Annotated in this window: 13 protein-coding genes; 11 read left to right on the top strand and 2 right to left on the bottom strand. The window is 57.3% G+C overall.

All coding sequences use genetic code 11. The annotated features are described in order from the left end of the window. Nucleotides 1-165: 165 nt before the first annotated feature. Both L0977_RS24835 and L0977_RS24830 read right to left on the bottom strand, forming a co-directional pair. Complete coding sequence (locus tag L0977_RS24835; RefSeq protein WP_234267603.1) at nucleotides 166-1,314, bottom strand: phenylacetate--CoA ligase family protein; 1,149 nt, start codon at nucleotides 1,312-1,314, stop codon at nucleotides 166-168. A gap of 121 nt (nucleotides 1,315-1,435) precedes the next feature. Then, nucleotides 1,436-2,218 carry an enoyl-CoA hydratase/isomerase family protein gene (locus L0977_RS24830; RefSeq protein ID WP_234267602.1) on the bottom strand — a complete coding sequence of 261 codons (783 nt, stop codon included), beginning with the start codon at nucleotides 2,216-2,218 and terminating at the stop codon, nucleotides 1,436-1,438. 128 nt (nucleotides 2,219-2,346) lie between these two features. On the opposite strand from L0977_RS24830, the gene L0977_RS24825 reads away from it, so the two are divergent. From L0977_RS24825 to L0977_RS24775, 11 genes are all read left to right on the top strand, one after another. Next, nucleotides 2,347-3,426: a CaiB/BaiF CoA transferase family protein gene (locus L0977_RS24825; RefSeq protein WP_234267600.1), complete on the top strand. Its 1,080-nt coding sequence runs from the start codon at nucleotides 2,347-2,349 to the stop codon at nucleotides 3,424-3,426. 109 nt (nucleotides 3,427-3,535) lie between these two features. Further along, entirely contained in the window at nucleotides 3,536-4,774 is a 1,239-nt protein-coding gene (locus tag L0977_RS24820) for a thiolase family protein (RefSeq protein WP_234267599.1), read from the top strand. A gap of 31 nt (nucleotides 4,775-4,805) precedes the next feature. After that, a complete protein-coding gene (locus L0977_RS24815; protein WP_234267598.1) occupies nucleotides 4,806-5,564 on the top strand; it encodes an SDR family NAD(P)-dependent oxidoreductase in 759 nt (252 codons plus the stop codon). A 98-nt stretch (nucleotides 5,565-5,662) separates the two neighbouring features. Next, complete coding sequence (locus L0977_RS24810; protein ID WP_234267597.1) at nucleotides 5,663-6,460, top strand: ABC transporter ATP-binding protein; 798 nt, start codon at nucleotides 5,663-5,665, stop codon at nucleotides 6,458-6,460. Further along, nucleotides 6,457-8,424, top strand: coding sequence for an AMP-dependent synthetase/ligase (locus L0977_RS24805; RefSeq protein ID WP_234267596.1), 1,968 nt, complete (start codon nucleotides 6,457-6,459; stop codon nucleotides 8,422-8,424). The genes L0977_RS24810 and L0977_RS24805 overlap by 4 nt, the downstream gene beginning before the upstream one ends. Continuing rightward, a complete protein-coding gene (locus tag L0977_RS24800) occupies nucleotides 8,421-9,305 on the top strand; it encodes a branched-chain amino acid ABC transporter permease (RefSeq protein ID WP_234267594.1) in 885 nt (294 codons plus the stop codon). The genes L0977_RS24805 and L0977_RS24800 overlap by 4 nt, the downstream gene beginning before the upstream one ends. A 2-nt stretch (nucleotides 9,306-9,307) precedes the next feature. Then, the gene (locus L0977_RS24795; protein ID WP_234267593.1) at nucleotides 9,308-10,360 is read left to right on the top strand and encodes a branched-chain amino acid ABC transporter permease; all 1,053 of its coding nucleotides are present in this window, start codon (nucleotides 9,308-9,310) and stop codon (nucleotides 10,358-10,360) included. 85 nt (nucleotides 10,361-10,445) lie between these two features. Beyond that, nucleotides 10,446-11,693 carry an ABC transporter substrate-binding protein gene (locus tag L0977_RS24790; RefSeq protein ID WP_234267592.1) on the top strand — a complete coding sequence of 416 codons (1,248 nt, stop codon included), beginning with the start codon at nucleotides 10,446-10,448 and terminating at the stop codon, nucleotides 11,691-11,693. Between the two features lie 47 nt (nucleotides 11,694-11,740). Beyond that, a complete protein-coding gene (locus L0977_RS24785; protein WP_234267591.1) occupies nucleotides 11,741-12,541 on the top strand; it encodes an ABC transporter ATP-binding protein in 801 nt (266 codons plus the stop codon). Nucleotides 12,542-12,584: 43 nt separating this feature from the next. Continuing rightward, the gene (locus L0977_RS24780) at nucleotides 12,585-13,736 is read left to right on the top strand and encodes an acyl-CoA dehydrogenase family protein (protein ID WP_234267590.1); all 1,152 of its coding nucleotides are present in this window, start codon (nucleotides 12,585-12,587) and stop codon (nucleotides 13,734-13,736) included. A gap of 98 nt (nucleotides 13,737-13,834) precedes the next feature. After that, complete coding sequence (locus tag L0977_RS24775) at nucleotides 13,835-14,530, top strand: TetR/AcrR family transcriptional regulator (RefSeq protein ID WP_234267589.1); 696 nt, start codon at nucleotides 13,835-13,837, stop codon at nucleotides 14,528-14,530. The last annotated feature ends 221 nt before the right edge of the window (nucleotides 14,531-14,751 follow it).

Here is a 14,751-nt window from a genome sequence, read left to right as displayed (position 1 = left end):
GGCACCGCTGGGCTACGTGCCGCCGGCCGAGTTCGAGGCCAACTACTATCGCACTCTTGAGCAGCAGGCCACGTCGGCCTGACTCAAGCCAACGGGCCTCCGTGAAACCCGGGGCGGTTCACAGTCCCGTACAGTTCGAGCAAGCTCAAAAAGCTTAGGCCGGTGTCAACGGAACCGGCAGCAGCCCAAAGCTTGTGCGTGCTTCCGATCGACAAGCGTTGGATCTCCTTCAGCGAGTTGGCCCACCTCGAGCCATTCGATGTTGTCTAGCTTGAGCCGAGTTACTTGTTTGAATGCATCCACTAGGTGAGCTTCCACGTTGGCTGGTGTGCCTTTTGGCTTGAGTTCTGCACGCAATGTCATGGTCTCTCTGTGGCCCAGAGTCTCTACGACAAGCTGCGCACCATTGATCTCCGGCACTCGACTCAGCAATTCTTCGATGTTGCGTGGATAGACAAAAACCTCGCGCACTTTTACACCCTGGCCGACGCGGCCTTGCAGAAGACCAATGCGATCAACGAGGCCGTCTTCTGTCTGGCTCAACGCCTGAGCGACGTCGCCTGTGCCGAATCGAACCAATGGCCACCCGCTTTCCAGTGTCGTGACCACGATCTCACCTGTGCTGCCGACTGGCAAGGGCTCGCCCGATACCGGGTCGCACACCTGGACCAGGCGTTCAGGGTGAATGCGGTAGCCCTCAAGTCCATCTTGTTCGTACCCGATGAGTCCAAAGTCTCCGGTCGCATAGGCGGAGAACGTGTTGATGGCATAGCGCTGCTCAAGATCGCGTCGCTTGTGCATCCAGTTGCCCATTTCTCCACCGAGCATGGCATTTTTGACGCGCCAGTCACGAGGCAACTGGTACCCCATGCGTTCCAAGGTCTCGATCAAGGTAATGAAGAAGCTGGTGGACGCGCAAATACACGTGATGTCCAACTCCAGAATCAGTTGGGCTTGCTGTTCAGCGCCGCCCGGACCACACGGGATGATCGTGGCCCCGGTAGATGCGATTCCTTGGTCAAGCAAAAGACCTGCGGGCACAAGGTGGTAAGACCAGGTATTCAGCACGCGATCGCCGGGGCCGATGCCTGCTTGGTTAAAAACTTGCGCGAAACCACGCCCGGTGACATCGCTTGAAAGCTCTGGTTCATAGATCGGCCCTGGAGACACAAAGATGCGTCGAATGTCGTGAGTGTCCGCGGCCAGGAACCCGCCAAAAGGGGGATGTGCTCTTTGGAGGGCGAGTAGTTGGTCTTTGGTCGTGACGGGCAGACGGGCAAGATCACTGGCGCCGCATAAGTCGGCCGGCGCCATATTCGCCCGCTCATAGATGTCTCGTATGGCTGGGGCCTTCCGGTAAGCGTGGGTCTGAATGCGCTGAAGTGCTGCGAATCGGTTGGAGCATGGGGGCGTGGTCATGGTTCGGAACCTTGGTTCATTTGCCGGTGAAACGCGGCGCACGTTTTCCCTCGAAGGCCTCAAGCCCCTCTTGAAGGTCGGCGCTGAAAGCATGAACTTCTGACGCCAGCAGCTCCAAGCGAAGTGCCGTGTCCTCTGATTGATCGAGCCCGTCGTCAACCAGAGCCTTCATGCGCTGAAGGCCCAGAGGGCTCTTGGTGGCAATGGTGTCGGCCACCTTCTGGGTCGCTGCGTCGAGCTGCGAGTCGTCCACGACCTGATTCACCAACCCGGCTTCTCGCATGTCCTCGGCTGAAACGAACTCCCCGGTGTAGAGAAGGTACTTGGCGCGGGTCGGGCCAATCACACGGGGGAGACGGACCGAGCCGCCACCTCCAGGAAGCAGACCGTAATTGGCGTGTGCATCGCCAATCTTTGCGCTTTTTGCAGCGATGACAAGATCGCAGCACAGCACCAACTCCAGCCCCCCCGCGAGGGTAATGCCGTTCAGCGAGGCAATGACCGGCTTGGGGAACCGGTCCAGGCGGTTCATCGTGCGCAAGACACCCGCGAGGAAGACGCTCGTGCCGTTCTCGCCCAGTTGACCCCGCACGTACTTAAGGTCCGCCCCAGCGCAGAAGGCGCGGCCGGTACCGGTAAGAACAACGGTCATGACGTCGGTGCTCTCCAGCGCCTGGTCCAGCCCCTTGTCGATGGCTTGGAGCACTTCTGGGGTGAGCGAGTTCATTGCGTCGGGGCGATTCAGGCGGATCCAAAGAGATCGATTCCGGACTTCGGTAACCACCACTGACTCTGACATGTCTTCTCCATTCTCGGCGTGCTTAGGGACCTCACATTTTTTCATTTGACTATCGAGTAAGTAACTTGGTGGTTTCCATTACTTACAGTAAAAACAAGTTACCGTAGAGTAAAAAAAGAGGAGCCCACATGAAGTCATCTAGTCAAAGCAGTCAGCTACCGTTGACAGGCGTCAAGGTAGTGGAGTTCGAAGGAATCGGCCCCGGCCCGTTGGCGGGCTTTCATCTGGTACAGCTCGGCGCGAGCGTGACCCTGGTCGCACGCCCAAATCGAGGGGCTCTGCCAGCAGAAATGACCCCGCCTACCGATAGCTTGATCAACCGCGGCAAACATCGTGTCGCGCTGAACTTGAAGACGCCACACGACAAAGTGGCTGCAATCGACTTGATTGCCCAAAGCGATGCCTTGATTGAAGGGAATCGTCCAGGGGTGATGGAGCGGCTGGGTCTGGGGCCTCAAGACTGCGCCAAGGTGAACCCCCGCCTCGTCTACGGCCGCATGACGGGATGGGGGCAGGATGGTCCGCTGGCCCAAGCCGCAGGCCATGACATGAACTACGTGGCCCTAACCGGACTGATGTCACTGACCGAAACGCCTGGTCATCCTCCGATTTTGCCTCCCACGGTCTTGGGAGATGCGGCGGGGGCCTTGGGCCTGACGATGGGAATCGTTGCTGGGCTGTTCGCCGCGAGAAGTGGCGAAGGAAAGGGCTGCGTAGTCGATGGAGCGATCGTGGATGTGCTGGCCCTTCTGGCGCCCTTGGTTCAGCTTCTGCGCAAGGGTGGAGCCCTCGAAGGGGTGGAGCCCAGCGTGTTTCATGACTCACCGTTCTATGACCGGTATCGGTGTTCAGACGGTCGCTACATCACGGTGGGTGCTATCGAGCCTCAGTTCTATGTGCTTCTTCTGGAAAAGATGGGGTTGTCGGACGTGGATCCCTCTCAGCAGATGAACAGGGCCTCTTGGCCCGCACTGAAAGCCCGAATGGCTGAGGCATTTGCGTCGAGGTCAAGCAGCTATTGGACTGGAGAGCTGGAAGGCACAGATGCCTGTTTCGCACCAGTCCTCACCTTGGGAGAGGCAGCGAAGCATCCCCACAACGCCAGTCGAGGTCTGTATCGCGTGACCGACGAGGGTGATGTAGAGACGGCGCGGGGCTTGCGTTTCCTGCCTCTGGTCGATCCAGACCTTTTGAGATCGCCCCAATGAGGGTTTATCCCTCTCTCTTTTTTTAAGTTTTACTTTAAAGTAAAACCATTGCACGGCGGGTAAAGTTGAGCGATTCCGCCAGTATTCAAGAGCCATAAGGAAACTGAGCATGAATGACATCTACGTGATTGGGGTTGGCATGACGCCGTTTGGCCGACACCTCGACCTTGACATGAAAGCCCTTACTAGGCAGGCGGTGGAGGCAGCCCTTGCAGATGCCGCCATGCAGAAGGAGCAGTTAGAAGCGGCCTTCTTTGGCAACACTTCTCAAGGACACATGGAAGGGCAGCACATGATTCGCGGGCAGATTGCCTTGCGCGCCATGGGCATTGGCCGGATTCCGGTGGTGAACATTGAGAACGCCTGCGCGAGTGGATCATCTGCGTTTGCGCTGGCGTGCAGTCACTTGAAGTCCGGAGCGGGCGACGTCGCTCTCGCGGTGGGAACCGAGAAGATGTTCTCTACCGACAAGGCGCGGATGTTCTCCGTGTTTGACAGTGCTTGGGATATCTCCCGTGCACAAGAGATTCGAGATTCCCTGATGAAGCTGGGCAGGGAGGTGTCCGTACCCGAAGGATCGACCTCGCCTAAGCCGTACAGCGTCTTCATGGACGTATATGCCGCCTTCGCGCGTTCGCACATGCGGACATTCGGTACGACCCAGCGGCAGCTCGCGGCTGTGGCGGCCAAGAACCACAACCATTCGGTTCATAACCCGCTCTCCCAGTACCGAGTGGCATACACCATCGACGAGATCCTAGCGGCGCCACCCATCACCTATCCGCTGACTTTGCCAATGTGTTCACCAATCTCAGATGGTGCCGCAGCCGCAATTTTGTGCACCGGCAAGGCCCTTAAACGCCTCAACTTGGACGCAAGCCGAGCGATCCGTGTACTCGCTTCGGTGGTGCAAAGCGGATCAGATCGCGATGAGTCCGACTACCGCTCCCACTGCACAGCGTTGGCGGCCACCAAGGCCTACGAATTGGCCGGTGTGGGAGCCGCAGACATATCGGTGGCCGAAGTCCATGACGCTACCGCCATGGGCGAAATCATCCAGTCCGAGAACCTTGGCTTCTGCGAGTTCGGCATGGGCGGTGTCATCGCGGAGCGCGGTGAGACAAGCATCGGAGGGCGGATCCCTATCAACCCATCTGGTGGTCTGGAGTCCAAGGGCCACCCTGTAGGTGCGACCGGGCTTGCACAGATACATGAGCTGGTAACTCAACTACGAGGGGAGGCAGGGACGCGCCAGGTGGAAAGTGCCCGGCTTGCGCTCGCCGAGAACGGCGGGGGCCTGGAAGGGATTGAAGAAGCCGTGGCCTGCATAACGATTCTTGGCCGCTGAATCACAGAACTAAGACGAACAAGGAGACAACATGGACATTCAAAATGTAGTGGCACTCGTCACTGGAGCAGGATCGGGCCTGGGCCTGGCCACCTGCCAGGCGCTGGTAGCGGAGGGCGCCAAGGTGATGGCAGTGGACGTTGATGAAGAACGCTTGGTCAACAACGTATTGCCCCTAGGGTCAAGCGTTCGCATTCAACGGGTCGACGTGTCCAACGATGCTGAGGTGAAGGCTGCCGTCGAGTTTGCGGTGCAGGCCTTTGGCTCTTTGCAGGTGGCCGTGAACTGTGCTGGCATTCTTGGGCCGTGCAAAACCTTGAGCAAAGGCGAACTGTTTCCCCTTTCGCTCTGGAACCAGGTGATTGCCGTCAACCTCACGGGCACGTTTAACGTCATCCGCCACGCGAGCCTTGCGATGTCGCGAAACACCGCCAGCGAGGACGGCGAGCGAGGTGTGATCGTGAACACCTCTTCTGGAGCCGCTTGGCAGGGACAGATGGGTCAGGCAGCCTACAGCGCAACGAAGGCTGGGGTGATGGGAATGACTCTCCCAGTATCCCGTGATCTGGCACAGCACGGGATTCGAGTCGTCGCTATTGCGCCCGGCCTGTTCGAGACGGGCATGTCCGCCGGCATGCCGCCCAAGGTCTCTCAGGGGCTGATCGATAACTCGATCCTCTTCCCCCACCGGATGGGGCGACCGCAGGAGTTTGCCTCACTGGTTCAACACATCGTCGAAAACGCTTACTTCAACGCCACCACCATCAGCCTGGACGCGGGAACCCGCTGACGGTCAGCATCTAAATAGAGAGAACTGAACCTATTCAGGGACTGACTGAAAAGGAGTTTCCATGCAAATAAGACGACCGATGGATCGCGGAGGAATGAATGAGTGATCTGCCAAAGGGAAAGCACGCTGAGATCGTGCTTTCCGCAAGCCATCTGCTTTTGAAGTTTGGGGGAATCGTGGCCCTGAACGATGTCTCCATTGATGTGCGCGACGACGAGTTGTTGGCGGTGATCGGTCCTAACGGAGCCGGCAAGTCGTCGCTGATGAATTGCCTGAGTGGCTTCTATCGTCCCAAGGCAGGCGAAATCCGTCTTGGCGAGCACTCCATCAGAGGCATGGGCACGCACGAAGTGGCGGCCCGCGGATTGGCCCGCACGTTTCAAGGTACTCACATCTTCTCTGGCATGACGGTGATTGAGAACCTGATGGTGGGGCGCCACTTGCATATGCGTACCAACCTGATCCAGTCCTTTTGTCATTTCGGTCCTGCTGTGCGCGAAGAGGTGGCTCACAGGGAAGCGGTGGAGGAAATCATCGAGTTCCTGGAAATCGAGTCGATCCGGCACACGCCAGTGGGTAGCTTGGGTTATGGGCTTCGCAAGCGCGTCGACCTTGGGCGTGCTCTCGCACAGGATCCCAAGATCCTTCTCATGGATGAGCCAATGGCCGGTATGAATACCGAGGAGAAGGAAGATCTGGCCCGGTTCATTCTGGATGTTAGAGAAGCCAAACACATCCCGATCGTGCTGGTCGAGCACGACATGGGGGTTGTCATGGACCTGGCGGATCGCGTGGCTGTGCTGGACTTTGGCCGAAAGATTGCTGAGGGTACACCCAAGGAAATTCAAGTCGATCCAGCCGTATTGAAAGCATATCTGGGTGAGGGGGTGGCATGAACATTCGCATGGCAACACTGCCGCAACTGCTGCGTGACCACGCCAGACGCTCACCGCAGCGACTCTCGCAGCGGCACAAGACGCGTGGTATCTGGCGCGAGTACGACTTCTCACAGGTTCAGCGCAATGTCATGGACTTGGCCTTGGGTCTCCACAAACTGGGCATTCAACGCGGAGAAACGGTCGCAATCATTGGTGAGAACGAGCCTCAACACTACTGGGCCGAATACGCGGCACAGGCAGTCGGGTGCAAGGTGATCTCACTGTATCCGGACCTCACAGCAGATGAAGTGCAGTACCTGCTGGATGACAGTGAGGCCGTCTGTCTCTTTGCACAGGATCAGGAACAGGTGGACAAAGGGTTGGCGGTGAAGACGGCCACTCCAAACCTGCGGCACATCGTGTACTGGGACGACACGGGCATGTGGTCGTACCAAGACCCTATCTTGCGCAAGTTTCATCAGTTGCAAAGGGAGGGGCAGTCCCTTTGCGAAAAGGATGAGCTGCTTTACGACCGTCTCGTTGATCAGGGCCGACCTGACGACATCGCAGTGCTTTCGTACACCTCAGGCACCACAGGCAAGCCCAAGGGGGTGATCCTTTCTCATCGTAGCTTGGTCGACAACGCCCAACGTCTGGTCAATGCTACGAAGGCTAGGCCTGGTACTCAGTACCTGAGCTATATCGCGCCAGCCTGGGCCACAGAGCAGTTCATGGGTCTGGCCCTGGGAATTGGCCTTCCCATGGTGGTCAACTTTCCTGAGGGCCCCGAGCAAGTTCTTGAAAACATTCGGGAGCTGGCAGTCGAGGCCATGACGTTTGCACCGCGCCAATGGGAAAGCATGGCCTCTTCAGTGCAGGCCCACATGCTCGACGCGGGCCATGTGCGGCGAGGCGTCTACGAGTGGGGTTTGAAGGTTGGGCATGCTGTGCACGTCGCTCGCTTGGACGGCAAGCCCGTGTCTTGGTGGAACCGGGCCTTGCTCCCCCTCGCCGATGCGCTGGTCCTCAGGCCGTTGAGAGACCAACTCGGCCTGACCCGACTGCGGGTGGCCATCTGCGGAGGTGCCACCATGGCCCCAGATGTGTTCCGCATGTTCCATGCGATGGGCGTTCCATTGAGAAACATCTATGGCTCAACCGAGGTAGGGCTGTTGACAAGCCATCAGGGAGACCGTTTTGACCTGGAAACCGTGGGTCACTGGATGCAGACGCACCCCGAGGCGGGTTCTCCACTGGAATGGATGCTGACAGCAGACGGAGAGTTGTGCGTAAAGGGGGGGAGCTCGTTTCTGGGTTACTACCGACGCGAAGGCTCTGTCGAGGCAAAGGTCAAAGACGGGTGGTACCAGACCGGAGATGCGGTTACCAAGACGGACCGAGGCGAACTTGTCTTTTTGGAGCGTGTGTCCGACCTGAAGCGTCTCGCCGATGGCCAGACGTTCCCGCCGCAGTTTGTTGAGACCCGTCTGCGCTTCAGCCCATTCATCAAGGACATCATGACCGTCGGAGATGAAAGGCGCGACTTTGTTGCCGCACTCATCAACATCGACATGGGAGTGCTGTCTCGCTGGGCAGAAGACAAGCGCATTGGTTTCTCGACCTTCACGGATCTCTCGCAGCGCCCGGAGGTGGCCGACCTCCTTAGCAATGAAATCTCCCGGGTAAACCAGTTCCTGCCGGCCCACGCGAGGGTCCGCCGTTTCGCCAACTTTCCGAAGGAGCTTGACCCGGATGAGGGCGAGTTGACCCGATCGAGAAAGCTGCGTCGAGAGTTTCTGGAAGATCGGTATTCGGCGCTGATTCAAGGTCTTTACAACGGGGCGTCTGAAGTGACTGTGGACATACCGGTGACCTATCAGGATGGACGTCGCAGCCAGTTCACCGCGCAGGTATTCATTCGCGACGTAGCGGCTGCCGACCAGACGGCCAAGGCCGGTATTTCAAATGGGAGAAAGCGATGATTGATTTCCTCAATTACCTCATCAATGGCGCATTGACGGGCCTCTTATATGCACTGATTGCCATGGGTTTTGTGGTGATCTATCGGGCATCAAAGGTGTTCAACTTCGCGCAGGGGGAGCTGGTCGTCTTCGGCGGGTATATGGTTTGGTGGACAGTGATTCAAATGGGAATGCCGCTGTGGATCGGCCTGCCAGTGGCATTCGTGAGCGCAGCCATCTTTGGCTTGATGATCGAGCGGATCTTCTTTGCGCGACTGGTCGGTGAATCCATTTTTTCCATGGTGATGGTGACCATAGGTCTTCTGATCCTCATTCGGGGCGTGGTCTTGGTCATGTTTGGTCCACAGGTCCGCGCCTTTCCGATGGTTTTTCCAATTGATCCGCTGATCTTTGGTGACATCCTGATTTCTCGCTCGATGCTCTATGGCGGGTTACTCACGATTGCCCTTGGCTTTGGACTTTCGTGGTTTTTCAACAAAACGCGTACGGGTTTGACGATGACCGCCGTGGCTGAAGACCATCAGGTGGCGATGTCAATGGGTATCTCCGTGCAGCGATCCATTGCCTTTGCCTGGATTCTCGGCTCTGTGCTTTCCACCCTGGGTGCCATGGTTCACCTGAGTGGCCGATCAATCAACATGCTGAGCTCCGACATCGGATTGGCAGCGCTTCCTGTGGCATTGCTCGCCGGCCTGGAATCTCTCGCAGGTTTGTTGCTCGCCGGAGTACTGGTAGGCGTGATTCAAGGTTTGGCATCGGCCTATCTTGATCCTCTGGTTGGCGGTGCCATTGGCTCTGTATTTCCATTCATCATCATGTTGCTGATGCTCTTGATTCGTCCAACCGGCATGTTCGGGTGGAAAACCATTGAAAGGGTTTGATCATGGATCCCGCTGGTATTTTTGCAACCTCCTATCGTCAGGACCAATCGCTTATCCGTACACGAAATCAAGCAATTGCCCTGTTGATATTTGTTGTGGCTCTGTTTGCCCTGCCGATGGTCGCCGAGGTTCGATCGGTGGCAGTGATGACGTCGATGCTGATCACTGCAGTGGTGGTTCTTGGTCTGCAAATCAATACTGGTTTGGCTGGCCAGGTCAATATAGGCCAGGCCGCCTTCATGGGGGTCGGTGCGTATTCGACGGCTGTGCTTGCCAGCAAACTGCACCTTCCATTCTGGCTGGCCCTGCCCGCGGGTGGGGTGTTTGCAGCGCTTTTTGGCCTCATTTTCGGTCTTGCTGCTGTCCGGATAAAGGGGTTCTACCTAGCGCTCACCACGATTGCTGCGCAGATCCTGTTTCACTTCTTTGTGCTCAATCTTCCACAAAAGTGGCTGGGTGGTTCAAACGGCATCACCCTGGAGCCTGCTGAGCTGTTTGGATTCAGGTTTGAGACGGATATAAGTATGTATTACCTGTGTCTCGTGGTCGCAATGATCATGATCGCTGGAGGATACGGCATTGCGCGTAGCCGACACGGACGAATCTTCGCCGCCGTTCGTGATGATGATGTGGCTTCAGGGATGATGGGCATCAACGTGGTGAGGACAAAAGCCCTGGCATTTTTGGTGGGTGCCTTCTATGCCGGTATTGGCGGAGGGCTGTGGGCATACTACGTTCGCTTTGTGGCGATTGACCAATTCACGCTGATTCATTCAATCTGGTTTATTGCCATGATCATCGTTGGCGGCATGGGCTCGATTACTGGCGCATTGATTGGTGTTTTCGTCATTCGCATGGCTCAGGAGTCCATCACCAGTATGGGGCCTGCACTGATCGAACGCATTCCATTTCTAGGCGGAGACTTGGTGTTCGCGGCCATGAATATTTTTCTTGGCAGCGTCATCGCTGGATTCCTGATTTTTGAGCCTCGCGGCCTGATGCATCGCTGGAATATTGCCAAACGGTCGTATCGGATGTGGCCCTACCCTTATTGAAATCGGCAGATGTTTCACCCCTCATTTATGCGCTGGTGGGTGGTTGAATTCGGTTGAACAGCGTGACCACATAGGAGACATTCAAATGATTCAGCAGACGATGGATTTCTCGGCCCGTGCCCGTCAGACCTTGGGTTCGGTAATAGTTATGGCCGCCTTGGGTTGCGCAAGTGCCGCTCACGCTCAGGTGACATACAACATCGCGGGTATCGCAGACTTCACTGGCCCATTCGCCGACATCATGAAGGACACAACAGCGTGCCGCCGCGGGGTAGTTGACTGGTGGAACGATGAGGTGGGTAAATCTCTTGGCGTGACCCTAAAAGTCAAGGAGTACGACTCTCGCTACGATGTCGCCCAAGTCGCCTCGCTCTGGCCAGGCATCAAGGCGGAGCTGAACCCTATCGCCATCTTCGGTCTCGGCGGCCCGGACAGCAACGCGCTGCAGCAGCGGCTACCCAACGACAAGATCCCGCTGCTGCTGGGCACGTCCGGTTATGGATTCGCGTGGAAGAGTGACAGTTGGGTGTTCAATGCCCGAGCTACATATCCGCATGAAGCGGCCGGCTTTTACGCCTGGTACCAGAAGAAGATGGGGGGCGCCCCGCTGAAGGTTGGGGTTATCTCATCGGAGGTTTCTCCTGCCTACGTGGACATTCACAAGGGCGTGGAACGATTCGCCAAGGACAACCCCCAGATCCTGGAGGTGGTGGAGACGATCTACACCGAGGCACAGCCGACAGACCTTACGCAGCAAGTGAATCGATTGCTCCGCAAAGGGGCGACGGTGATTCAGGTCTTCAACAACACGGCATCGGTGGTGGCAACCCGTCGTGCCCTGCAAAGCCTGGGCAAGAGCAACATCCCCATGGTGGTCAGCGCGCACAACGGATTGCTCTCGTCGGGCAAGGCCTTGGGCGACCTCAACCAGATGGAGGGAAGCTACGAAGTTTATGGCATGGCCATTCCGACGGAAGACCCGACCACTGCGAGAGCCTTTTTCGAGAAGCTGCGCACTCAGTACAAGACCCAAGCCAACTTTACATCGCCTTGCATGATGGGGCTGGCCATGTCTCTGCTCACGGTTCGCTCCGTTGAGCATGTGGTAAAGGCCAAGGGCCCTGCCGGGGTGACGGGGGCTGATGTACGGGCTGCTTTACAGACCAACGCTTTCCCGAGCGAGCAGACATTTGGTGTTCTGCCCAACATCAAGTTCAGCAACGAGGCACCGTTCCCGACTTCTGGGTTGGCGGTGAATATCGGAACGATTGAAAAAGGGAAATATAAGCTGGCCGGAGAAAACGCTCCCGTTCCGAACGTGAACAAGTGGTAATTGGCTGCATCTTCAGGCCCGCGGCTGCGGGCCTGGAGTGACAAACTTTGGAGTTGCCTGTGCTTGAGTTAAATAACGTTGAGGTCCTTTACAGCGAAGTGATTCTGGCTGTAAAGGGTATTACAGCGCGTGTACCAAAGGGTCAGTGCGTTACCCTGCTCGGTGCCAACGGAGCGGGCAAGAGCACGACGCTCAAAGCCATTTCAAACCTCATTCGCACCGAAGATGGTCGAGTCACCGCAGGATCGATCACGTTCGACGGCACCAACATCACCGGGGCGAACCCGGTAGATGTGGTGAGGCAGGGCCTCGTGCACGTGATGGAGGGGCGCAAGGTCCTGCGCCACATGACGGTCGAGCAGAACCTGGTGGTTGGTGGGCACATGGGTAGCGGGCGAGAGGCCAAGGAAAGGCTAGACGAGGTCTATTCCCGCATCAAGCGCTTGGCCGCCCTGCGCGACCGAACCGCAGGTTATTTGTCGGGAGGAGAGCAGCAACTGCTGGTGATTGGTCGCGCATTGATGTCCCAACCAAAGCTGGTGATGATCGATGAGCCATCGCTCGGATTGGCCCCTTTGATGGTGGAGGAGGTGTACGGCCTTCTTTCCGACTTGAAAGCCAGCGGACTGACTTTGCTGATCGTCGAGCAGAACACCCGCGTCGCGCTTGAACTTGCAGATTACGGCTATGTGATGGAGAGCGGCCGCATCGTGCTGGAGGGGCCTTCTAGCCAACTCAAGAGCAATGAGGACGTTCGCGAGTTCTACCTCGGCTTGACAGTGGAGGGAGAGCGCAAGAGCTTCCGGGACATGAAGCACTACCGGCGCCGCAAGCGCTGGCTCGGTTGAGCTGCATTTTTTGACACGAAAAAGTTAACCCCAAGGACATCAGATGAGCAGTGTTTCCAACGCTTTCCTTAGCGAACAAGAGATCATGATTCGGGAGTCGGCTCGCCGCGTAGCGGAGGAGGTCGTCGCCGTCACAGCGGCGCAACGTGACCAAAGCGGCGAGTGGCCTCATGCGGAAATTCAGTCCGTGGCCGAATTGGGGTTCATGGGCATGCTGGCCCCTCAAACATATGGAGGTGCGGGACTTTCTTTCGTGGAGTATTGCCTAGCCATAGAGGAGTTCGCTGTCGCCGACGGCGGCTTTGCCACCATGATGCATGTGCACAACTCATCAGCGCATGTCTTGTGCAACTTCGGCACAGAGGAGCAGAAGGCTCAGCACCTGCCCGGGCTGGCTTCGGCTAAGAACATCGGTGCATTTCTTCTTTCGGAACCTCATGCTGGTTCTGACACTGCCTCCATCCGAACCTCCGCCAAGCGCGATGGCGAACACTACGTGATAAATGGGAGCAAGCAATGGATCTCGAATGGCAGCGAAGCGGGTTTCGCCTTTGTCGTGGCGGCCACGGGGGAGCCTGGGTCTCGGAATCGATTCAGCCTGTTCATTGTTGATCCCAAGGATCCGGGCTATCAGGTGCTCCGTATCGAGAACAAGCTCGGACAGCACACCGCGCATACTGCCCAGATTCAGCTGGACAACCTGCGCGTTCCAGTCGGCAATCTGGTGGGAGAAGAAGGGCGAGGATATGCAAAGGCCCTGTCGCTCTTGTCAGACGGGCGCATCGCGATTGCCGCCTTGGCGATCGGTGTCGCGCGCGCTGCGCTCGAGGCTGCCATTCGTTACGCCAAAGATCGGGAAGCCTACGGTAAGCCGATCTCTGCACTCCAGGCCGTCAGCTTTGATCTGGCCGACATGGCGATGCAGGTTGAGGTGGCTCGCCAGTACATGATCTATGCCGCGCGCCGGCGAGATGCGGGGCTTCCTTCAGATAAAGAGGCTTCGATCGCCAAGCTGTATGCCAGTGAGATGGCAGAGAAGGTCTGCTCTGCAGCGATTCAAGTCCATGGTGGCTACGGCTACGTTTCGGACTTTCCGGTGGAGCGCTATTACCGAGATGTTCGCGTGACCAAAATTTACGAAGGTACCAGCCACATTCAGAAGCTGATTATTGCGCGCCAGATTTTGGCTGAGTGAGTGTCTGGGCAAGCCGCCGAAGGCGGCTGCCCGAGGTCATTGGATATCATGTTTGACTAACAACTGTCTCCCCTTAGCAAAGCGCGACCTCTAACCTTATGAGCCAATCCATCGAAGCGGAACCCAAGCCACGGGTGCGTTCAGCGACCAAGCGCGCCACCAAAGGGGCGAGGTGGAACAACGCCGTCAGTGGTGCGGATGAGCAGTACGAGCTCAAGCGGCAGGCAGTGATTGCTGAAGCGTCTAAAGCCTTTGGGCGCCATGGGTCACAAAACGTCTCCCTCGACGAGATTGCAAACGCACTCAACGTTACCAAGCCTGCCCTCTACTACTATTTCAAGAGCAAGCAGGAACTCATTTACGAGTGCCATGAGCTGGCGATGAAAATTGGCGATCAGGTGTTGAAAGACGCGATCGCATCAGAGTCCACTGGGTACGGACGGATCACCGCGTTCATGCGGAATTACATCTCGCACCTGACAGATCAGATGGGAGCTCCCGCGATCCTGCACGACTTTTCCGCTATGACGCCAGCGGATCGCAAAAAGATTACCGCACGCAGGAGAAAGTTTGACCTCCAGCTTCGCAACATCATAGAAGAGGGCGTTCGGGACGGTTCCATTGCGCCTTGTGACGCAAGGCTCGCGGTGTTTTGGTTCATGGGGGCGATCAGTTCTATTTCCCAGTGGTACCACGCTGACGGCACACTCACTGGCGATCAGGTGGCAGAGGTATTCATCCGCTTCCTGGCTGATGGCATACGTCCGCAGACTGCCTGTCCCACTATCTCTTGAGGCTCACAAGCGAGTGCCCGCTTGCATGACGCGCGCATGCGAGGGCAACTGGCATTCGCGGTGCGGTGGCCGCAATACACGCCAACAACGATGAACTGGTGTAAGCGTGGCCTCAAGGCCCTTGTTGTGAGGTTGTCAGGGGCACGGCAGCATGTGTCCATATGCAAGACAGTGGACATACCCCTGAGTGGAACGGACCGAAGGTTGAGCGCACCCTTGGC

This window comes from Hydrogenophaga sp. NFH-34 (assembly GCF_021401345.1).
GTDB lineage: Bacteria > Pseudomonadota > Gammaproteobacteria > Burkholderiales > Burkholderiaceae_C > Hydrogenophaga > Hydrogenophaga electricum.
The sequence above is the reverse complement of the archived record's forward strand: the minus strand, read 5'-3'. Positions and strand labels throughout refer to the sequence as shown.